The sequence below is a fragment of the Streptomyces sp. NPDC002680 genome, from assembly GCF_042889145.1.
Lineage (GTDB): Bacteria > Actinomycetota > Actinomycetes > Streptomycetales > Streptomycetaceae > Streptomyces > Streptomyces adonidis.
Map to the genome: position 1 here is coordinate 80,035 of NZ_JBIAQP010000023.1, position 20,530 is coordinate 100,564.

At 70.5% G+C, this 20,530-nt stretch carries 17 protein-coding genes and 1 riboswitch; of the genes, 8 read left to right on the plus strand and 9 right to left on the minus strand.

Features of this window, described 5'->3' with window-relative positions; all coding sequences use genetic code 11:
- Window positions 1-4 precede the first annotated feature (4 nt).
- A complete protein-coding gene (locus tag ACFYXF_RS43720; RefSeq protein WP_389358387.1) occupies window positions 5-472 on the minus strand; it encodes a pyridoxamine 5'-phosphate oxidase family protein in 468 nt (155 codons plus the stop codon).
- Window positions 473-737: 265 nt separating this feature from the next.
- Between ACFYXF_RS43720 and ACFYXF_RS43725 the strand changes: the two genes are divergently transcribed.
- Window positions 738-1,532: a class II aldolase/adducin family protein gene (locus tag ACFYXF_RS43725; protein ID WP_389358389.1), complete on the plus strand. Its 795-nt coding sequence runs from the start codon at window positions 738-740 to the stop codon at window positions 1,530-1,532.
- Window positions 1,533-1,690: 158 nt separating this feature from the next.
- Here the strand turns inward: ACFYXF_RS43725 and ACFYXF_RS43730 are convergent, their stop codons facing one another.
- On the minus strand, window positions 1,691-2,572 hold the full coding sequence (locus ACFYXF_RS43730; RefSeq protein WP_389358391.1) for a DUF4429 domain-containing protein: 882 nt from the start codon (window positions 2,570-2,572) through the stop codon (window positions 1,691-1,693).
- 224 nt (window positions 2,573-2,796) lie between these two features.
- Between ACFYXF_RS43730 and ACFYXF_RS43735 the strand changes: the two genes are divergently transcribed.
- The gene (locus ACFYXF_RS43735) at window positions 2,797-4,074 is read left to right on the plus strand and encodes a hypothetical protein (protein ID WP_389358393.1); all 1,278 of its coding nucleotides are present in this window, start codon (window positions 2,797-2,799) and stop codon (window positions 4,072-4,074) included.
- 162 nt (window positions 4,075-4,236) lie between these two features.
- Window positions 4,237-4,767, plus strand: a complete 531-nt coding sequence (locus ACFYXF_RS43740; protein ID WP_389358395.1) for a DoxX family membrane protein — start codon at window positions 4,237-4,239, stop codon at window positions 4,765-4,767.
- A gap of 42 nt (window positions 4,768-4,809) precedes the next feature.
- On the opposite strand, the gene ACFYXF_RS43745 is transcribed toward ACFYXF_RS43740, so the two are convergent.
- Together ACFYXF_RS43745 and ACFYXF_RS43750 are read right to left on the minus strand one after the other, a co-directional pair.
- A complete protein-coding gene (locus ACFYXF_RS43745; protein ID WP_389358397.1) occupies window positions 4,810-5,082 on the minus strand; it encodes a hypothetical protein in 273 nt (90 codons plus the stop codon).
- Window positions 5,069-6,520: a PspC domain-containing protein gene (locus ACFYXF_RS43750; protein WP_389358399.1), complete on the minus strand. Its 1,452-nt coding sequence runs from the start codon at window positions 6,518-6,520 to the stop codon at window positions 5,069-5,071. The genes ACFYXF_RS43745 and ACFYXF_RS43750 overlap by 14 nt, the downstream gene beginning before the upstream one ends.
- Before the next feature lie 179 nt (window positions 6,521-6,699).
- On the opposite strand from ACFYXF_RS43750, the gene ACFYXF_RS43755 reads away from it, so the two are divergent.
- Together ACFYXF_RS43755 and ACFYXF_RS43760 are read left to right on the plus strand one after the other, a co-directional pair.
- Window positions 6,700-7,992: a PspC domain-containing protein gene (locus ACFYXF_RS43755; protein ID WP_389358401.1), complete on the plus strand. Its 1,293-nt coding sequence runs from the start codon at window positions 6,700-6,702 to the stop codon at window positions 7,990-7,992.
- Window positions 7,989-8,801, plus strand: coding sequence for a LuxR C-terminal-related transcriptional regulator (locus tag ACFYXF_RS43760; protein ID WP_389358403.1), 813 nt, complete (start codon window positions 7,989-7,991; stop codon window positions 8,799-8,801). The genes ACFYXF_RS43755 and ACFYXF_RS43760 overlap by 4 nt, the downstream gene beginning before the upstream one ends.
- Here ACFYXF_RS43760 and ACFYXF_RS43765 read toward each other — a convergent pair whose 3' ends face one another.
- A complete protein-coding gene (locus ACFYXF_RS43765; RefSeq protein WP_389358405.1) occupies window positions 8,802-9,926 on the minus strand; it encodes an NlpC/P60 family protein in 1,125 nt (374 codons plus the stop codon).
- Window positions 9,927-10,414: 488 nt separating this feature from the next.
- On the opposite strand from ACFYXF_RS43765, the gene ACFYXF_RS43770 reads away from it, so the two are divergent.
- Window positions 10,415-10,768, plus strand: a complete 354-nt coding sequence (locus ACFYXF_RS43770; RefSeq protein ID WP_235475414.1) for a hypothetical protein — start codon at window positions 10,415-10,417, stop codon at window positions 10,766-10,768.
- A 22-nt stretch (window positions 10,769-10,790) separates the two neighbouring features.
- On the opposite strand, the gene ACFYXF_RS43775 is transcribed toward ACFYXF_RS43770, so the two are convergent.
- Window positions 10,791-11,978, minus strand: coding sequence for an NlpC/P60 family protein (locus ACFYXF_RS43775; RefSeq protein WP_389358408.1), 1,188 nt, complete (start codon window positions 11,976-11,978; stop codon window positions 10,791-10,793).
- 7 nt (window positions 11,979-11,985) lie between these two features.
- Window positions 11,986-12,145, minus strand: a riboswitch (cyclic di-AMP (ydaO/yuaA leader).
- A 289-nt stretch (window positions 12,146-12,434) separates the two neighbouring features.
- Between ACFYXF_RS43775 and pcrA the strand changes: the two genes are divergently transcribed.
- A complete protein-coding gene (gene pcrA, locus ACFYXF_RS43780; RefSeq protein ID WP_389358410.1) occupies window positions 12,435-14,972 on the plus strand; it encodes a DNA helicase PcrA in 2,538 nt (845 codons plus the stop codon).
- Window positions 14,973-15,110: 138 nt separating this feature from the next.
- Here the strand turns inward: pcrA and ACFYXF_RS43785 are convergent, their stop codons facing one another.
- On the minus strand, window positions 15,111-16,658 hold the full coding sequence (locus tag ACFYXF_RS43785; RefSeq protein ID WP_389358412.1) for a M23 family metallopeptidase: 1,548 nt from the start codon (window positions 16,656-16,658) through the stop codon (window positions 15,111-15,113).
- Between the two features lie 238 nt (window positions 16,659-16,896).
- The gene (locus tag ACFYXF_RS43790) at window positions 16,897-17,781 is read right to left on the minus strand and encodes an esterase/lipase family protein (RefSeq protein WP_389358414.1); all 885 of its coding nucleotides are present in this window, start codon (window positions 17,779-17,781) and stop codon (window positions 16,897-16,899) included.
- 414 nt (window positions 17,782-18,195) lie between these two features.
- Between ACFYXF_RS43790 and ACFYXF_RS43795 the strand changes: the two genes are divergently transcribed.
- A complete protein-coding gene (locus ACFYXF_RS43795) occupies window positions 18,196-18,612 on the plus strand; it encodes a cobalamin B12-binding domain-containing protein (protein ID WP_389358647.1) in 417 nt (138 codons plus the stop codon).
- Between the two features lie 55 nt (window positions 18,613-18,667).
- Here ACFYXF_RS43795 and ACFYXF_RS43800 read toward each other — a convergent pair whose 3' ends face one another.
- Entirely contained in the window at window positions 18,668-20,470 is a 1,803-nt protein-coding gene (locus tag ACFYXF_RS43800; protein ID WP_389358416.1) for a DUF5691 domain-containing protein, read from the minus strand.
- Window positions 20,471-20,530 lie beyond the last annotated feature (60 nt).

The window sequence follows — 20,530 nt, forward strand, 5'->3', positions numbered from 1 at the left end:
CGGTTCAGGTCCGCTTGAGAGTCCGCACCGGCTCTCCGGGCGTCCAGACCTGGACGACCAGGTACTTCTCGTCCTCGACGTAGGTCCGTACGACCTCCGTCAGCTCGGTGCGGAAGAGGTGGAACGGCTCCGGCGGTTCCACCTCTTTGCTGTACGCGGCCTTGGCCGCCGGATCCTCCACTTCGTACGCCCGACCGCTCACCCTGATGTCACCCCCGCCCATGTCCGTCCCCGCCCCGGGGTTCGCCTGGAGGGCGAAGCGGGGGTCGCGGCGCAGATCGCGGGCCTTGAGCGAGTCCGGCATCATCGCCAGCCACAACTCGCCGTTCAGGAAACGGACTTCGAGGCCGGAAGTGCGCGGCGAGCCGTCCTTGCGGAGGGTGGCGAGGGTGTGATGGGTGAAGGCGCGGAAGCGCTCCTCGACGGTTTCGGCCAGTTCGGGTTCCGTGGTGGTGAACACTGCCCAGTTCATGGGACCGAGTCTGACGCGGATACCCGACATCCTGTGACGTGTATTCGCTGGTGTCCCGTAGGTATCTTGCTGTCATCCCACAGGCATCCCGTGGGTGTCTCGTATTCGCCGCTGTCCGGGGCTCGTCCGTGTCTCGGGTGGGTCTCGGGACCCTGTCTCCGGTATCTCTTTTATCTCTTCTCAACCTCTTCTCAACCATCCCTGTTCTCCTGCGCGGACCGACGGTAACTTCCGCTCCGTAAAGGAACCCAGTGCTGGAGGACCTATGCACGGGCCCACTCCGCCCCTGCCGCTGCCCACCGACCAGCTGCAGTTCGCGATGCCCCCGATGTACGAGTCGCTCGACGACGAGCGCAGGCACCGCAAGGAACGGCTGGCCGGTGCCATCAGGCTGTTCGGGCGGCTCGGCTTCGAGGACGGTGTCTCGGGGCACATCACGGCGCGCGACCCGGAGTACAGCAACTGTTTCTGGGTGAACCCGTTCGGGATGCCCTTCAAGCACGTCACCGTCAGCGACCTGGTCATGGCCAACCAGGACGGCCAGGTCATCGAGGGCCGCTACCACATCAACCAGGCGGCCTTCACCGTCCACGCCCAGGTGCACGCCGCCCGCCCGGACGTCGTCGCCGTCGCCCACTGCCACTCCGTGCACGGCCGCGCCCTCTCTGCCCTCGGCGACCTCCTCGACCCGATCACCCAGGAGAGCTGCGCCTTCTACGAGGACCACTCCCTGTACGACACCTACACGGGCGTCGCCGTGGACGCCGACGAGGGCCGGCGCATCGCGTCCGCGCTGGGCACCCGCAAGGCTCTCGTCCTGCGCAACCACGGGCTGCTCACTGTGGGCGACTCGGTGGACGCGGCGGCCTGGTGGTTCCTGTCGATGGAACGGTCGAGCCAGGTCCAGCTGACCGCGAGGGCGGCCGGCCGCCCCATCCTCATCGACCACAAACAGGCGGTCTCGACGCGCGAGCAGCTCGGCGGGGACCTGGTCGCGTGGATCAACTACCAGCCGCTGTGGCGGGACATCAGCAGGAGCGAGCCGGACCTGCTGAGCTGACGGCGACCGGGGATTTCGGTGGGCGGGCCGGGCCGAAGACTCCGGGTGAGCAGAGTGTGCCGGGTGAGCAGAGTGTGCCGGGTGTGCCGGGTGTGCCGGGTGAGCCGGGTGAGCCGGAGACTCCGGGTGAGTCGGGTGGGGCGGTTGAGCGGGGTGAGTCAGAAACCCCGTAGGACGGCCGCCTTGGTCTTCGCGAACTCCTCGTCCGTGAGCACGCCCTCGCGGTGCAGCTCGCCCAACTCCCGGAGCCTGCGCAGGAGTACGTCGTGATGGTCGGACTGCGGCGGGACCGCGGGCTTCAGCTGGGGGCGCTCCACGTAGTCGACCGCCCGGGTCGACGGGTGCGGCAGCCGGGCGGTGACCGCGGTCGCGACGAGCGCCGTGAGCAGATCGCGGCGGGCGCTTCCCCACAGGTCGAGGGCGTACGGGTCCTTCTCCGGCGGCAGCTTGGAGAACACCGTCTCGCGGGTCACGAAGCGCATGAACCCGTCCTCGTAGCCGGAGTTGGGCAGCCAGTCGACCTGGACGAGATCGTGCACGGAGACGATGCGGGGCCCGGTGGCCCGCTTGACCCGGTCGGAGGTGTCGGCCCAGTCGATACGGACCTGCGTACCGTCGAACGACACCATGCCGTCGCTGGACCGCACCGACACCGGCACGGGCGGACCCGGCAGCAGATACGCCTTCGCCGGTTCCTTGGGCACCTGGTCGAGGAGCAGGGCGTGCCGGATCTCCTCGGCGATGTACTCGGCGACTCCGGACCGGTCGATGTCCACCGTCAGCCGATACGGGTCCGCCGCGTCCGGCAGCCGTCCGCCCGTCGCCTGGAGCAACGGGTCGGCCCCCTCGCGGAGCCGCAACCGCAGCCGCCCACGCTTGCGTTCGGGCTCGTAGACGATCCCGGAGACCGCCTCCAGAGGCACGGCGACCTCGCCGTACGTCTGCCGGAACAGCGGCACGGAACGGTGGAGCCCCGGCGTGATCCTGACCGTGCTGCCGTCGAAGGCCCAGGTCCCGTCGCGCTGGATGATCTCGGCCATACGCAAATTCTCGCAGCCGGGTCAACACGGAGGTCACGGTTTCACTCGCCCTTTCCCCTGCCGGGGCCGACCTGCCGTACGCGGAGGGTGTTGCGTAGGGCACAATTCGCTCTCGTCGCGGGGGAGTTGTACGGCGGTCGGTAGAGCGGTTCGGGCGTGCGGTTCGGGTGGCGATTCGCGCGCGTGTGGTTCGGGCTTCGGGTGCGGGAAGGCAGGCGTCGGGCGTGGCGGTGCAGGAGGCGAGACAAGGTGTGCTGCCCGGGGAACACGGGGGCGGCTGCACCTGCGGGGACTGCCCGCACGGGGCACGTACGGGACACCGGCGTGCGGTCGCCGAGTTCCTGCTCATGCGGGACGGGTTCGCGGCCGGACAGGGGCTGCCGGCGGCGGTGGCCCATTCCGCCTCGGCCTCCCGCCAGTGGGTCTCGGACGAGCTGACCCAGTCCGCGGCGGTCGTCGCCGAGCGCGGCCGGGCCGAGGGCGAGGTGTGGCTCGCCCGGCTGTGGCGCCGTACGGCCTTCACGGTGTGGGCGCTGATCGGCGTCCTGCTGCTCGTCCAGGCGCTCACCGCGATCGGGGCGGGCTGGACGTCTGCCCGGACGGCCGGCCTTGTGGCCGCCGTACTGGTCGGCGGCGCGCTGACCGCCGCGTCCTGGTTCCACCGGGCGCGGGGCGGGGCGCTGGCGCCCCTGATCGGCGAGGACAACCGCCTGTCGACGTCGCGAGTCGTGGCGGCGGTCTGGGTGCTGTTCGTGACGTACGCCGTACTCGTGCTGGTCGGCCGGCTGGCCGCTGCCTCCGGCCACGAGGAGCGCGACGCGCTGATCGCCGGCCTCGAACTCGCCCGGGGCGCGGGCGTCGTGACCGTCCTCGCGGTCGTGTGCGCGATCGCGGTGCTCGTACGCAGGGTGGTCGGCCTGCGCGTCCTCGGCCAGCGCCTCCAGAAGGTACGCGCGGACCGTCCCCGCGCGGCCGACCTCCTGACGGACGACTCGGGCCGCGGCACCTTCGCGGACATCCAGTACGTGATGATCGGCACGGTCGCTCTCCTCTTCGCGGTCGTACGGCTGGCGCGGCGCCCGGATCAGTTGCCGGATCTGCCGTGGGGGCTTGCGGTGGTGGTGCTGGTGTCGGCGGCGACCTATGTGGCGGGCAAGTACGCCGAGGGCGGCCGACCGGTGATCCTGTCGGTCGTCCGGTCCCGGGAGGCGGGCGACCTGGACGCCCCGATCCGCACCGGCGACGACATCGAGATCCGCGGCGCGGGCTTCGTGCCCCCGGGTGCGGGCACCGCCGACCGGCTGTCCCGCATGGTCGTCCGCATCGGCCCGGTCCACGTCCATGTCCCCCTGGTCCCGGTACCCGGCGGCTTCAGCAACCCTCGCGACGAGGTACTGACGGTGCCTGTACCGGCGGATGTGGAGCCGGGGCGGGTGGAGGTGCAGGTGGTCACCGCGGCGGGCGTGGAGACGAACCGGTGCGTGATCGATGTGACGGACTGAGGGTCTGCCTCCTGATGGTGGTCGCGTTGGCCTGGCGCTCGGCCGCCGCTGCTTCCGGCCAAAGGCGGAAATTTGGCGTACCGGAAGTGAGCGAGGTCACGTCGTCGTACGTATCGTCTGTTGAGGGGTCAACGTATGGCGGGCGAGAGGCGGCTAAGAGCGATGACTCACAGCACTCGAACGGACACGCACTCTCCTTATCTCGACGGCGAGCGGGACTGGCGGGACACCGCCACTCGCTATGCCCTACTGCCCCTGCGCGTCTTTCTCGGCGTCACCTTCATCTATGCCGGCCTGGACAAACTCACTGACAGCTCCTTCTTCGCCGACTCCGGATCAGGGTCGGTCGGTGATCTGATGCGTACGGTCCGGGACTCCTCCGCCATTCCGGCCCTGGTGGACCTCGCCCTCAAGAACCCCGCCGGTTTCGGCTACGCCATCGCCTTCGGTGAGCTGGCCGTCGGTATCGGCACGCTGCTCGGGCTGTTGGCGCGGCTGGCGGCGGTCGGCGGCGCGTTGATCTCGCTCAGCCTCTGGCTGACCGTGAGCTGGGCCTCCGATCCCTACTACTACGGCAACGACCTCCCCTATCTGATGGCCTGGCTTCCTCTGGTTCTCGCCGGTGCGTCCGTCTTCTCCGTGGACGCCGCCCTACGGGGGCGCAGGCGGCAGCGGTCCGGGGGATATCGGTAGCAGCGGCGGGTGCGGGTGGTTGGCCGGGGCATCGAGAGCCGGTCAGTTCGGTATCTCCGGGGGGCTTGAAGGGGCTGTCGCCTCGGGCGTGTGGGCCGGGGACGTCTGCGTGCGGCGAGTCCTCCTGCGGCGGCGTATCGCTCCGGTCAGGAGGGCCACGGCTCCTGCCAGGGTGAGGCCGAGGACCATGAGCGGGATCACCGCGAACCAGGGTGTCTCCCAGGCGTCTCCCGCGTCGCCGATATAGGTGATGCCGGCGATGGTGACGAAGATGCCGGCGATCAGCTTTCCGGGCTGGAACTCATGACGTAGCACGGGTCACCTCCGCCTGTCCCAGGCCGACCTGGAGGTCGAGGACGACTGTGCCGACGCCGACGCCGACGCTCGTCGGTGACAGCGTGACCTGCTTGTGCTTGCCCGGTGCCACGTCCACGTCCTGTTTGTCGTCGCCGGGGAGCTGGATGTCACCAACCCCCACCTCGATGTCCGCCTTCACCGTCGCGCTCTTCGGCACGATCACCTCGATCCGGCCCACGCCCACCCCGACCGACGTCGTCACCGTCTGCCCCTTGGCGAGGCGCAGCCCGGTCAGGTCGAGGGTGGCCTCGCCCGTGCCGAGGTCGTACCTCGGCTGGACGGCTGCCACCGCGGTCGGTGTCCACTCCGTGCGCACCCAGTGGGTGCTGACGTCCTTGGGCAGCGCGGCCGAGCCTGCCAGTAGAGCCGCAGTGATGATCGCCAGGAAGACCGAGCCGGCTCCGGTCCGGCCGAGGAACGCACTCACGGCTATGCCGACACCGAACACCGTGAGCGCGCAGGCCAGACCGGTCTGCAAGCTGGTGGCGAATGCCTCGTCGTCCCATTTCGCAGCTGTGCCGACGAACCCGGCGAGGAGGGCGAGCAGGAGGATCCAGCCGCCGATCCAGCGCGGGCCGCGCGGTTTCGGTGGGCGGGGCCAGGCCGTCCGGCCGTCCGGACGTCGGCCGTCGTAGTTGCCGTGGGTGATGTTGACCGCTGCCGAGATGTCCCGGTCGCGGGTGTCGTGGGGGCCCCACAGATAGCCCGTCCCGCCGACGTGTGTGCCGTCCTTGACGATGGGGTCGCGCCACCACGAGGGGTAGGCGGAAGGGGCCGGGGGCGCCTGGGCCTCCGGCGGGGCGTCTGCGACGGCCTGGGCGGCCAGGGGGTCGGGGTCGGGGGCGCCGCGGTTGCGCGACCAGTAACCGGCGCCCGCGAGAAGGATGGACAGTATGACGGCGAAGGACAGCACCCCGCCGTTCTTCAGCATCGTCAGGAACACACCGCAGCCGACCAGCGCGAAGAGCACGGCGGCCAGCGCCTGGCCGTCCACTCTGCCGGTGAGCAGTTTGCGGACCTCGTTCTCCTCCTCGTCCTCGTACGGCACGAACAGCCAGGCGAAGCCGTAGAAGATGAGGCCGATGCCGCCGGTCGCGGAGAGCACCGCGAGCGTGATCCGGAAGATCACCGGATCCATGTCACAGGTCCGCCCGAGTCCCGCGCACACCCCGCCCAGCATCTTCTGCCGCCGGTCGCGCCGGAGCCTGGCCGGCAGTTGGTCGTCGACTGTGGCAGCCGCGGCCGCGTCCGTGTGCTCGGGCGCGCGCGGTTCCCCTTTCTCCGCGGGCGGTGGGGGTGCCGCGGCGGGTGCGGCATCCTGCGGCCCGGCGCCCGAGGAAGGGCGCGGGCCGGAGCCGGGTCCCGGACCCGTCGCGGCGTGTGCGTGATCTGTCATGCGTCCATGTTGGCGCCTGAGGCGGCTCGGCGGCAGTCGGGATGACCCTGGGCGAACCCTGATATCGGCCCTGAGGTGGGGCGGGGGAAGCGTTCGAGGGCGGGCGGGCCTGAAGATCAGGGGAGTCTCGGGGGCCGACCCTGATGCCCGGGCACCCCGCTCGTGTGAACATCGATGGCATGCCGGAAGCCGCAGCGTTGCCACTCGTCGAACCGCGGCCCTCGCGCAAGCTCTACCGCAGCAGCGACGGACGCTGGCTCGGAGGCGTGGCGCGAGGGCTCGCCGGGCATCTCGGGCTGCCGGTGATCTGGCTGCGCCTCATGTTCGTGGGCCTGTTCATGGCGGACGGACTCGGTGCGCTGCTGTATGCGGCCTTCTGGTTCTTCGTGCCGCTCGGTGTCGGCGGCGTCGAGGCCCAGCGGCCCCCGTCCCTCGTCAGTGCGGAGACCTCTCCGGACGGCCGCCGCAGACTCGTCGCGCGCAAGCCGGACAAGGGACAGATCGTCGCCCTGCTCCTCATGGTCGTCGTGGCCATGGTGTTCGTCGGCAATGTGAATCTCGGCGGGGGCGCCAAGGCCTATCTGTTCCCGACCGTGCTCGTCGCCGCGGGCGTCGCCCTGGTCTGGCGCCAGGCGGACAACGCACGGCGGGCCCGCTGGATGGAGGTGGGCAGCCGCAGGCGCACGCTCACCCTCGTCCGTGCCGCCGCCGGCGTCATGCTGGTCACGGCCGGTGTGTCCGGCATCTTCGTCCTGCAGGGCTCCGCCGCCCACCTCGGCTCGGTCCTCCAGGCCGCGCTCGCGGTGCTGGTCGGGATAGCGCTGCTGGCCGGTCCGTATCTCGTCCGGATGACCCAGGACCTCTCCGAGGAGCGCCTGATGCGCATTCGCGCCCAGGAGCGTGCGGAGGTCGCCGCCCATGTGCACGACTCGGTGCTGCACACCCTGACCCTGATCCAGCGCAACGCGGAGAGCGCGAACGAGGTGCGTCGCCTCGCCCGCGCCCAGGAGCGCGAACTGCGCAACTGGCTCTACAAACCGGAGGGCACCGGAAAGGAAGAGGCCGACGAACCCGACACCCTCGCCGAGGCGGTGCGGCGCAGTGCGGCAGAGGTGGAGGACAAGCACGGTGTCCCCATAGAGGTCGTGGTCGTCGGCGACTGCCCGCTCGACGATAGAACCGGCGCACAGATGCAGGCCGCGCGGGAAGCGATGGTGAACGCCGCCAAGTACGGTGGCGAGGGCGGCGCGGTACAGGTCTACGCCGAGGTCGAGGGCAGGACGGTCTTCGTGTCCGTCCGGGACCGCGGACCCGGCTTCGACCTCGACTCCATACCCGCCGACCGCATGGGCGTCAGAGAATCGATCATCGGCCGCATGGAGCGCAACGGCGGTACGGCGCGGCTGCGCGCGGTACCGGATGGCGGCACGGAGGTCGAGCTGGAGATGGAGAGGGCGGAGAGTACGTCATGAGCGAGGCACAGGGGGACAACAGGCAGGCCGGTTCGGCCGGTTCGGCGGAGTCGGCCGAACCGACAGCGGCTGCCGAACCCACCACCGCACCCGCCGAGGGTGCACAGGCCGTTGAGCCTGCCGCTAGCGGCACTGGTGAAGCGGTCGGGCGGCGGGTGCGGGTGGTTCTCGTCGACGATCACCGTATGTTCCGTACGGGGGTGCAGGCCGAGATCGGGCAGACCGAGAGGACCGGTGTCGAGGTGGTCGGCGAGGCCGCCGACGTCGACCAGGCGGTCACCGTCATCACCGCCACCCGGCCCGAGGTGGTCCTGCTCGACGTCCATCTGCCGGGCGGCGGCGGGGTCGAAGTCCTGCGCCGATGTGCCCCGTTGATGGCCGACCCCGAGCAGCCGGTCCGCTTCCTGGCGCTGTCCGTCTCGGATGCGGCGGAGGACGTCATCGGCGTGATCCGCGGCGGTGCTCGGGGATACGTCACGAAGACGATCACCGGCACGGACCTCGTCGACTCGGTCTTCCGTGTCCAGGACGGCGACGCGGTGTTCTCGCCACGGCTCGCCGGGTTCGTCCTGGACGCGTTCGCGTCCACGGACGCCCCGCCGGTGGACGAGGATCTCGACCGCCTCACCCAGCGCGAGCGGGAGGTGCTGCGGCTGATCGCCAGGGGTTATGCGTACAAGGAGATCGCCAAGCAGCTCTTCATCTCCGTGAAGACAGTGGAGTCGCATGTGTCGGCGGTCCTCAGGAAGCTCCAGCTGTCGAACCGGCACGAGCTGACGCGGTGGGCCACGGCCCGGCGGCTGGTGTAGTCAGGCCACCCTGGTGGCGCCCGCGAAGGGCATCTCGTCCAGAGGTGCCACCCGTACCGGTGCCGAGGGGTTCGGGGCGTGGATCATCTGGCCGCGGCCCACGTACATGCCTACATGACTGATGCCCGAGTAGAAGAACACCAGGTCGCCGGGGAGGAGTTCGGACCGTGAGACACGTTGGCCGGCGTTGATCTGGGCGTAGGTGGTGCGAGGCAGGGAGATGCCCGCGGAGCGGTACGCGGCCTGCATGAGGCCAGAGCAGTCGAAGGCGTCCGGGCCGGTGGCGCCCCACACATAGGGGCTGCCGAGCTTCTGGTAGGCGTAGGAAACGGCCGCCGCCGCACGCGAGTTGGGCGCCTCGGCGGCTCCGGAGGCCCCGGACGCTCCAGCGGCGTCGGTGGTGTCTGTGGCTCCCGCCGCCCCCAGCTCGTCCCGCGCGCTCCCCGACGATCGCGAGGCATGAGCTCCGCCCCAGCCGCCACTGGCGCCGTCCGCCGCGGCGAGGCGGGCGCGTTCCTCCGTGCTGAGGCGGGACAGGAGCCGGCGGGCCTCGCCCAGCTTTCCGGTCACCGTCTTCTTGTGGCGGTTCAGCTCGGCCTGGCGTGACTTGAGGGTGGTCAGCTCGACGTGGGCGGCCCCGCGCAGCTGCTCGATCTCCCGCAGCTGCCTGCGTACGCGGGTCACGTCCGAGGCCTGTCTGCTGCCCGCCCGTTCGGCGAACGCGGCGCCGGCGAGATAGCTGTCGGGGTCGTCGGAGAGGGCGAGTTGCAGTGCGGGGTCGAGCCCGCCGGAGCGGTACTGCGCCGCGGCCATCGAACCCAGCGCCTCCCGCGCCGAGTTGAGCCGGTCCTCCTTGCGGGCCGCCTCGTCCCGCAGGTTCCCCAGCCGCTGCTCCGCCCGCTCGGCCCTCTCCTTCGCTCCGTTGTACTTCTCGGTGGCGACCTCCGCCTCCTCGTACAGCTTGTTCACCTTGGCCTCGACCTGGGCCTGGGTCAGCTGTGGCTCGGCGTACCCGATGCCGTCGAAGCCGGTCGCCGTCGCCGCGCCCGCGAGGGCGATCGTGGCGGCGGTGCGGGCCGTATTGCCGTTGAGCGAGCGCTGTCGGGGCTTGCGGTGCGCTGCCACCGGGGCGTCACGTCCTTTCGTACGACCGCCACTACGACGACCGCCGGAAGGCTGCCTGGGAAGCGGACCCAGGAAGGCGGTTGCGCGTCCGGCGGCGGCCCGCACAGGGGGAGCGGTCCGCCGCCGGACTTTCTCGGCGGTGGTGTCCGACTGCCGCCCCTGGCCCGGGCGGCGGTGGGGAGCCGGTCACCTGGTGGAGGACGCTAAACCGGAGTGTGACGTGGGGGTAACGCCATGTACGGAACTGGCGTGAGCCGACCACCGGGTGACCACATCCGACCGTGATCGCGCTCCGGCGCCGCCGACTTCACACAGACGGCTGACCGATGAGGAGGTTTGGGAGGCACGTGGCGATTACACGGTGCTATGGGGTGCATATATGCGAGGTCGTCGAAGGGCCGTAGGAGGCATGCCGGATGTCGTGCGGGCGCCCTTCACCCCAGCCCGGTGTCATGCGGCGCGGGAGCCTCTGACTAGGCTCCGGGCCCATGGACGTACTCATCCATCTCTTCGTCGGCCTGCACATCATCGGCATCGCCTCGCTCCTGGGCGGGTTCCTCACCCAGATGAAGGCGATGGGGCAGGGCACGGCCCGCTTCGTGCCGGCGATGCTGCACGGCGCGTTCACCATGCTGGTCACCGGTGTCGCCCTGGTGGGCCTCAACCAGGCCGACGACCAGACGGTGAACAACGTCAAGATCGGCGTGAAGCTGGCCCTGCTGATCGTGATCCTCGGCCTCGTCTATGTGAAGCGGGACGACGAGACCGTGGACAAGCGGCTGTTCGGCCTGGTGGGTCTGTTCACGACGGCGAACATCTTCATCGCCGTGCTCTGGACCTGATGAGAGCCGCCCGGCTTTCCCGTCAGGCCGGGCGCACCACGCTGTGGATCGCCGACTCACCGTCGTAGAAGATCGATTCCTCGCGGACGTACGCACCCGGCTTCGGGGCGTGGATCATCATGCCGTTGCCGATGTAGAGACCGACGTGGCTGATGTCGTCGTAGAAGAAGACCAGGTCACCGGCTTGGATGTCGGAGAGGGAGACCGTGGTGCCCGCGTTCACCTGGTCGTAGGTGGTGCGCGGGAGGGTGACTCCGGCGGCCTTCCAGGCGGCCTGGGTGAGGCCCGAGCAGTCGTACGAGTCCGGGCCGGTCGCGCCCCAGACGTACGGCTTGCCGATCTGTGCGCGTGCGAAGGCGAGGGCCTTCTCGGCCTTGGCGGCGTACGAGGAGTCGGTGACCGGCGCCGTCGACGTGTCCGAGGAGGTGCCGCCCGTCGACTGCTGGGCCGCCGCGGCCGCCGCCGCTTCCTGCTGGCGCTGCTGCTCCGCCGCCTGCTGCTGTCGGGCGAGCTCCTGCGCCTGACGGCGGGCCTCCGCCTGCTTCTCCCGCTCGATCGCCGCGAGCCGCAGCTTCTCCTCGGCGGTGAGGCGGGAGAGGAGCTGGCGGGCCTGCGCGAGCTTCGTCTGGACCGCGGTCTTGGTCGTCTGCAGGTCGTCCTGGGACTCCGTGAGCGATTCGAGGCTCGCGGTGGCCTCCTGACGCTTCTGCGTCGTCTCGGCCTGCTCCGTGATGTACTCGTCGACCGCGTCCTTCTGGCGGGCCGTCAGACGGTCCATCAGCTGGTTCTGGTCGAAGTAGTCCTGCGGGTCGTCCGCGAGGAGGAACGTCGCCGTGTCGGGGGCGGCCGACCCGGTGCGGTACTGCGCCGCGGCAAAGGAACCCAGTTCCTCGCGCGCCTCGTTGAGCTTCTGCGTGCGCTGGGCCACGTCGTCCATCAGGGTGGAGACGCGACTCTGCTGCTTGACGGCCCTCTCCTTGGCCGCGTTGTACACATCGGCGGCCGACTCGGCCTGGTGGTAAAGGTCGTCGACCTGCGCCTCCACCTCCTCCATGCTCGGCTTGTCATCGGCCGAGGGCGCTGAGGGCGCGGCGTTGGCGGTCTGGGACAGCAGGGCGACGGAGGTCAGGGCCGCCGTGGCGAAGGCGGGGGTCCGTATGCCTGCTACGCGCGTTCCCGTAGGACGCGACTTGCGGTGCGACGACGCCAAGGGAGGCGACTCCTTCCACGTACCGCCTACCGGGTTAGCTGTCGGGTTCGGGCGGGTGGTTCGGAAGGGTTGCCCTACGGTCCTTGCCCTGGACGGCGGTCGGACCGATTCACCCCAAGTTCTCGGTGGGTCCCCGGCTCCTGCCGCACAGGCGGCACGATCGGACTCGGCGGAGGCCGCGCGGCCCGGCGATGTTCGCCGGTGGGGGTCGAGCGGCCTGGAGGGCACGCTAACCAATTCGTGTGGCCCCTGTGAAGGTTGATGACCGCTATGCCCGATACGTTTTTGTGACCTCAACCTTAAACATGACTCCCGGAGTCGATCTGGAGGAGTGTGTGACGTTAGATCCATACTTGACGTGTTCATCCTGATCCGAGATCTGCTGTCCGGACAGCACGGAGGATGTTTTCGGGGTGGCGGCCGGTTGTCAGTGGGGGCGCCTAGACTCGGAGAGCGATGAGCAGCCTCTTTGACGACAGCTTCCTGGCGGACCTCCAGGGCCCTCGTGCCCACGAGGAGGAGCCCCCGCCGCCGCCCGAGGACGAGCATGCGCCGGAGCCCGTTCCGGACGATCTGTTCGGCGGGCAGTTCGACGCGCCGCCGGACCGGGACGCGTACTACCGCGACGGCGCCCCACGCCCCGTGGTGGACCCGGCCGCGCTCCTGGACGGGCTGAACGAGAACCAGCGCGCGGCCGTCGTGCACGCCGACACCCCCCTGCTCATCGTGGCGGGCGCCGGCTCCGGCAAGACACGTGTGCTCACGCACCGCATCGCGTATCTGCTCGGTGAGCGGGGAGTCCACCCCGGTCAGATCCTCGCGATCACCTTCACCAACAAGGCCGCCGGTGAGATGAAGGAGCGCGTCGAGCAGCTCGTCGGCCCGCGCGCGAACGCGATGTGGGTCATGACGTTCCACAGCGCGTGCGTAAGGATCCTCCGGCGCGAGAGCAAGAGGCTGGGCTTCACGTCCTCCTTCTCGATCTACGACGCCGCCGACAGCAAGCGGCTCATGGCGCTCGTCTGCCGTGACCTGGACCTGGACCCCAAGCGCTTCCCGCCCAAGTCCTTCAGCGCGAAGATCTCCAACCTGAAGAACGAGCTGATCGACGAGGAGGACTTCGCCGCCCAGGCGAGCGATGGCTTCGAGAAGACCCTCGCCCAGGCGTACGCGATGTACCAGTCGAGGCTGCGCGAGGCCAACGCCCTCGACTTCGACGACCTGATCATGACGACGGTCAACCTGCTGCGCGCCTTCCCGGACGTCGCCGAGCACTACCGCCGCCGCTTCCGGCATGTCCTCGTCGACGAGTACCAGGACACCAACCACGCCCAGTACGCGCTCGTACGGGAACTCGTCGGCACCGCCGAGCATCCGGTGGACGTACCGCCCAGCGAGCACGACCTGCGCCCCGCCGAGCTGTGTGTCGTGGGTGACGCCGACCAGTCGATCTACGCCTTCCGGGGCGCGACGATCCGCAACATCCTCCAGTTCGAGGAGGACTACGCGGACGCGACGACGATCCTGCTCGAACAGAACTACCGTTCCACGCAGACGATCCTGAGCGCGGCCAACGCGGTCATCGAGCGCAACGAGTCCCGCCGCCCCAAGAACCTGTGGACCAACGCGGGCGCGGGCGCGCAGATCACCGGCTACGTCGCCGACACCGAGCACGACGAGGCGCAGTTCGTCGCCGAGGAGATAGACCGGCTGACGGACGCGGGCGACGCGAAGGCGGGCGACGTCGCCGTCTTCTACCGGACGAACGCCCAGTCCCGTGTCTTCGAGGAGATCTTCATCCGCGTCGGCCTGCCCTACAAGGTCGTCGGCGGCGTCCGCTTCTACGAGCGCAAGGAGGTCCGGGACGTCCTGGCCTACCTGCGTGTCCTCGCCAACCCGGAGGACTCGGTCCCGATGCGGCGGATCCTCAACGTCCCCAAGCGGGGCATCGGGGAGCGCGCCGAGGCGATGATCGACGCGCTGGCGCAGCGCGAGAAGATCAGCTTCGCGCAGGCGCTGCGGCGCGTGGACGAGGCGTACGGGATGGCGTCGCGGTCGACCAACGCCGTCAAGAAGTTCAACACGCTGATGGAGGACCTCCGTACGATCGTCGAGTCCGGCGCGGGCCCGGCGACCGTCCTCGAAGCGGTGCTCGAACGTACGGGCTATCTCGCCGAGTTGCAGGCGTCCACCGACCCGCAGGACGAGACCCGGATCGAGAACCTCCAGGAACTCGCCGCGGTGGCCCTGGAGTTCGAGCAGGAGTCTGGGGCTGCTGACGAGGCGGCTACGGACGCCGAACAGCCTGCTGTCGAAGAGGTGGCTGCCCCAGCCGGGCTCGCCGCGTTCCTGGAGCGGGTCGCCCTGGTCGCCGACTCCGACCAGATTCCCGACGAGGACGACGACGGCTCCGGTGTCATCACCCTGATGACCCTGCACACCGCCAAGGGCCTTGAGTTCCCGGTGGTGTTCCTGACCGGCATGGAGGACGGCGTCTTCCCGCACATGCGTGCACTCGGCCAGGTCAAGGAGCTGGAGGAGGAGCGGCGGCTCGCGTACGTCGGCATCACGCGCGCGCGTGAACGGCTGTATCTGACCCGGTCGTCGCTGCGCAGTGCGTGGGGGCAGCCCTCGTACAACCCGCCCTCGCGGTTCCTGGAGGAGATCCCGGCGACCCATCTGGAGTGGAAGCGCACGGGCGGGATGGCTCCGGCGACGTCCTCTGGTCCGGTCTCCGGGGTGGCGTCCTCGCTGTCGTCCTCGCGCTCGCGTTCCACGGCCTCGGGTGCGGCGGGCTTCGCCACGCGGCGGGGTGGGGCGGAGAAGCCGGTTGTCGCGCTGGCGGTGGGGGATCGGGTCACGCATGACCAGTTCGGTCTGGGGACCGTGGTGGGTGTGAAGGGGACTGGTTCGAACGCGGAGGCGACGGTGGACTTCGGTGAGGAGAAGCCGAAGCGGTTGCTGTTGCGGTATGCGCCGGTGGAGAAGCTTTAGCGGTTTTGCTGGGGCGCGGTAATGGATCTGCGGGCCGGTGGGGGCTGGTCGCGCAGTTCCCCGCGCCCCTGTCGGGGCGCTGCAGCGCCGCTGAACAGCGAAGCGCCCGCTGGGATACGCGAAAGGCAGGCCGGAAAACTACGTCGGGTCCAGGCCGTGGCTGCGGAGCCAGGGGAGGGGGTCGATTGCTGAGCCGCCTGCCGGGCGGACCTCGAAGTGGAGGTGGGGGCCGGTCGAGTTGCCGGAGTTGCCGGAGTACGCGATGGCGTCGCCGGCCTTGACCGTCGTGCCGGACGCGACCTGGTAGCTGGAGAGGTGGCAGTACCACGTCTCCGTGCCGTCCTTGTCCGTCACGATCATCATGTTGCCGTACGCGCTGTTCCACTGCGTGCGGACGGTGCCGTCGGTCGCGGCCATCACCGTCGTGCCGTACGAGACCGGGAAGTCGATCCCGGTGTGCACGGACATCCAGTTGATGCCGGCCTGGCCGAAGTAGGCGCTGAGGCCCCTCTGTGCGACGGGCAGGGCGTACTTGGGGCGCAGCCGCTCCTTGCGGGCGGCCTCCGCGGCCGCTGCCTTCTTCTCGGCGGCCTGCTGGGCCTTGAGGTCGATACGTTCCTGCGTGCGGCTGGCCCGGTCGGCGAAGTCGTCCGCGCCCGCGGAGAGGCTCTCCAGCTGGGAGTCCAGCTTGTTGTTCGCGGTGGACGGCTTCACGGCCACGCCGTCCGGGGCCGACGCCGTCGTGTTCTGCTCGTCGTCACCGCTCATGCCGCCCACGGAGGCGGCGGCGATGCCCGCGACCCCCATCACACAGGCGGACGGAACGGCGACGGTCAGCAGAGCGGAACGTTTGGCCGGGGTACGACGCCGGGACCGGCCCGCGTTGCGAGCCGCCGTACGGGACGCCGCGCGCCCGCCGGAGGGTGCCGTGCTCGGGGCGGTCTCCTCCTGGCCGTCGAGCAGCGGGGCCTCGGCGGGCAGTTCGCCGTCGGCGACGAGGTCCGACTCGTCGTGGGCAAGGGCGTGCTGGTCGTACTCCTGTACGTCCGGCACGTCCGCGATCTGCTCGAACATCGCGGTGGCCTGCTGGTCGTACTCGTGCTCACGCTCGTGGTCGTACTCGGCGGACGTGCCGCTCGGGCCGCCGTCCGAGTTCCACTGCGTGGCGTCGTACACACCGGTGTCGGAGACCTGTGTGCCCCACGCCCACTGCTGGGTCTGGTCGGCCTGGCCGACCTGCTCGGGCTGGAGCCAGGCGTTCGCATCCCACTGGCCGCTGGTTTCGGCGCCCGGGGGCGGCGACTGCGCGGGGATGTCGGCGAGCTGCTGGTAGCCGGGCGCCCAGGTGGTGGTGTCGTACGCCCCGGTGTCGTAGGCGGCGTGGTGCTGGGCCGCGTACGGGTCGTAGTTCAGGGTGTGGTGACTGCCGGTGGACCACTGGGAGTTGTCGTACGAACCGGTGGTGTCGTCGGCCGGCATGTTGCCGAAGAGCGGGTCGGCGGCGAAAGTCCCGGTACCGGTACCCGTGCCCATACCCGCGTCAAAACCGTTGGCGAAGGTGGAGTCGTACGTGGTGAAGTCACCGAAAGGGACTTCCTGGGTGCCGTACGACGCGTAATGCGCTGTCGCGGCATCGGAAGCCGGAGCCGGGGTGGTCATGGTCCCCGACGGGTGACGTTCGTTCACCAACTTCTCTTTCGCCTCGACAACAGGGGCTGGTAGAGCTGGCAGAGCAGTGCGGCGACTGTACCCGGCGGTATGCGGGCGCGACAATCTTCCGCAGGTTTCGTGCCTGCGGGAAACGGGCATTCGGCCGTGTTTCGGGGGACTGCGGGCACGGGTTTGGCCTGGCGTTCGAAGATTGTTCGAATCTCGACGGTGCTGAATCGCCTTCTCGGTGGTGCTGAGCCGCCTGTGCGCGGGGTTACGCCACGGTCAGTCCGCCGGTCTGCGCTCCGGTGACGACGGGAGCGTCGCTCTGGTCGAGGGCCTGCCTTATGCCGGTCGCGACGGCCGGGTGCACGGGCAGGGCGAGGTGGCCGACCCCGGTGACCTGCACGTTCTGTGCCAGCAGGTCCGGGTGGTCGATGCAGGCCGTCTCCGGCGGGTCCATCAGCTGGTCCAGATCGCTCCAGAAACTGACGAAACGCGTACGGCAGCCGGGCGCGGGCAGGCGCAGTTCCTCGAGGACCTGCGAGCCGGGGCGCATCTGGCGGACGATCGGGTGCGCGTCGGCCAGTGGGGCGACCCGGGTGCCGGAGTGCGGGGTGCCGAGGGTGACGAGCGTACGGACGCGGAAGTCGCCGCCGAGCCGCTGCACGTAGTAGCGGGCGATCAGGCCGCCCAGGCTGTGCCCGACGATGTCCACCTGCGGGTGGCCCGTGCGCCGGCATATCTCCTCTATGTGCCGGCCGAGCAGCTCGGCCGCGGTGCGGATGTCGCAGGTCAGCGGGGAGTAGTTCAGCGACTCGACCTGCTGTCGGCCGTGCTGGGCGAGGGAACGGCGCAGCAGGACGAAGACGGAGCGGTTGTCGATGAAGCCGTGCAGGAGGACGACCGGGGGTTTCGGCTGCGTCGGCAGGTGGGTGGGGGCGGGGGTCTCGGGGAGCGTGGAGGAGGTGGCGGGGTCTGTGGCCGTGGCCCGGCGTTCCTGGGTGATGCCCGACGGATAGAGGAGCAGATGTCCCGCCAGGATCGCGATCTCCAGGGCGGTCGCCTTCAGGAGGGCGATGGAGAGCCCCGCCAGCCTGCTCGGCAGGACGCGCTCGCAGAGCGGCAGCAGCGGCTGTACTGCCCGGATGACCTTCATGGCCGACCTCCTGTCGGCACGCGGGAGGACTTCTCTGTCCCCCGTGTGCCCTAGTGGGGGGTCGCGCCGAGGGCGGCCGGTGGTGGCGTCGGTGGTGTACGAGGGGGCGTGCGGCGTGTGTGACGCCAAGGGGTGGAGGTGCTCCTTGCCGTATGGCGACGAAGCTCCCCGCTGTCGTGCCCTTTCCGCCCTTCGTGCCATCTCCGAGCCACCGCACCGCCACGGCGCGCGGCTCGCGGCGCGGTGGTGCGACGACCTCGATGCGGCTCCCCTTGCTCCGCTCCGGTGAAGGCAGCGGTGCGCGGCGAACGTGTCCCACCGTGTGATTTCCCCCTCGCCGATCGTCGCGAAACTGCGGGTTGCGGGATGCTGGACGTAACGTTCGTTCACTTCATGCACTTCGTGGAGGCAGTGATGGGTGTGGCCGGCGGTCCGATCCGTGTGGTGGTGGCGAAACCGGGGCTCGACGGGCACGACCGCGGCGCCAAGGTGATCGCGCGGGCGCTGCGGGACGCCGGTATGGAGGTTATCTACACCGGGCTCCACCAGACCCCCGAGCAGATCGTCGACACCGCGATCCAGGAGGACGCCGACGCGATCGGCCTGTCCGTTCTCTCCGGCGCCCACAACACGCTCTTCGCCGCCGTGATCGACCTCCTCGCTGAGCGGGATGCGGCCGACATCAAGGTCTTCGGCGGCGGGATCATTCCCGAGGCGGACATCGCTGCCCTGAAGGAGAAGGGGGTCGCGGAGATTTTCACGCCCGGGGCGACCACGGCTTCGGTGGTGGAGTGGGTGCGGGGGAACGCGCGGGAGTCGGCGGGGGCGTAGGCAGGCGTGTGTTCGGGGTGCGTGGCTCGGGGCGCGAGTGGTTCCTGGTCGTGGTTCAGGCCCCTCCCTCCCTTCCGCCCGTCGCCAGTTCTTCCGCCATGGCCGCGCGCAGGCGCAACGTACCCACGAGGCGTTGGAACGCCTCCGCCCAGTAGCTTCCCGCGCCCGGTGACGCGTCCTCCCCCTCGTCCGGGACCGCCAGCAGGCCGTCGAGGCGGCCGGCCTCGGAGGGGTCGAGGCAGCGTTCCGCCAGGCCCATCACCCCGCTGAAGCTCCAGGGGTAACTTCCCGCGTCCCGGGCGATGTTGAGTGCGTCGACCACTGCCCGCCCGAGCGGCGGAGCCCAGGGCACCGCGCACACCCCGAGCAGCTGGAACGCCTCCGACAGGCCGTGTGTCGCGATGAACCCCGCGACCCACTCGGCCCGTTCGGCGGGATCCAGCGTCGCGAGGAGCTTCGCCCGCTCCGCCAGGGACACCGCGCCGGGTCCGCCGGCCTCGGGTGTCGAGGGTGCGCCGAGGAGAGCCCGGGACCAGTCGGCGTCCCGTTGCCGGACCGCAGCCCGGCACCACGCGGCGTGCAGTTCGGCCCGCCAGTCGTCGGCCACCGGCAGTGCCACGATCTCCTCCGGGGTACGCCCGCCGAGCCGCTCCGACCAGGAGCGGAGCGGGGCGGCCTCCACCAACTGGCCGAGCCACCAGGACCGTTCGCCGCGTCCCGCCGGGGCCTTGGCCACGACGCCGTCGCGCTCCATGCCCGCGTCGCACTCGTGCGGAGCCTCGACGACGAGCGCGGGCGTGCCCTTAGTGTCGCCCTCGCCGGTGGCGCCGTCGCGTTCCTTGCCCGCGTCGAGTTCGGGCGGTGCCTCGACGGCACGCGAGGGCCCGCCACTCGTACCGCGCTTGCCGGCGGCCGTGCTGTCGGTGTGGCCGACGCCGTTCGTGTGGTCGACGGCCACGCACGCTCCCGCGCGGACCGCCATTCGCGCGGCGAGCGCCGAGTCGGGCAGTGCGGACAGCAACTCCGCGGCCGTCGCCCGGACGTTGCGGCTGCGGTCGGCCAACGCCCGCTCCAGGAAGGGCTCGTCCTCGGCCGACAGGCCGGTGCGGAGCGAGTCGAGGAACATCAGCCGGTCCTCGGCGCGTTCCGTCGGCCAGGTCGTCTCCAGCAGCTCCCGGGCGGCGGCGGGCTCCCGCGCGCGTATCGCCGCGAGGAGGGAGACGCGCTCGGCGAACAGGCCCTCCTGCCACAGCTGCTGGATCCGCTCGGTCTCGTCGGCGGCGGGCAGGGCCGTGCCCCCGCCCGGCGCCGAACGCAGGGCGAACCGCCAGTCCGTGTTCAGCCGGGCCAACCACAGCGCGCGCGGGCCCGCGAACTCCAGCGCCGCCGGACGGAGATCCGTACGCCCCCTGGCCGCGTCGAGCAGCGCGGGCAGCGTCTGGGGAGGGGCCGCGAAGCCGTGCGTGTTCGCCGCCGCGAGCCACTGGGGCAGCAGCTCCATCAGATCCGGTGCCGTGCCCCGGCGACCGCTGCCGCCGGGCGTGCCGGGCCGGTCGGCCAGCAGCATCGCCAGCCTGCGGGCGGCCGCCGGAGGCAGCGGCGGACGAGGGTCCGCCACGGCGGGCTCCGGATGCGTCGCCGCCCGAGCCGGCCGCAGCCCCGCCCGCCGCCGTACGGTCTCCACGGCCGCCGCGTCGAGCAGCGCGACCGGAGCGTGTACGCCCGGCGGGCAGCCCGGGGGAGTACGCCGCTCCGTGCCGAGCAGCGCCGCGGTGACCAGCTCCTCCCAGCTACCGCCCGCCTTGGGCGTGCCCGGGGAAGACGCGCCCTCGGGGGCGGAGGCCCTGCTGCCGCTCATGAGGTTCCCTTTCGTCGGTCGGGAGTGGTGGGGGCGGGGCGTCGGGGAGTGTCGCGCTGT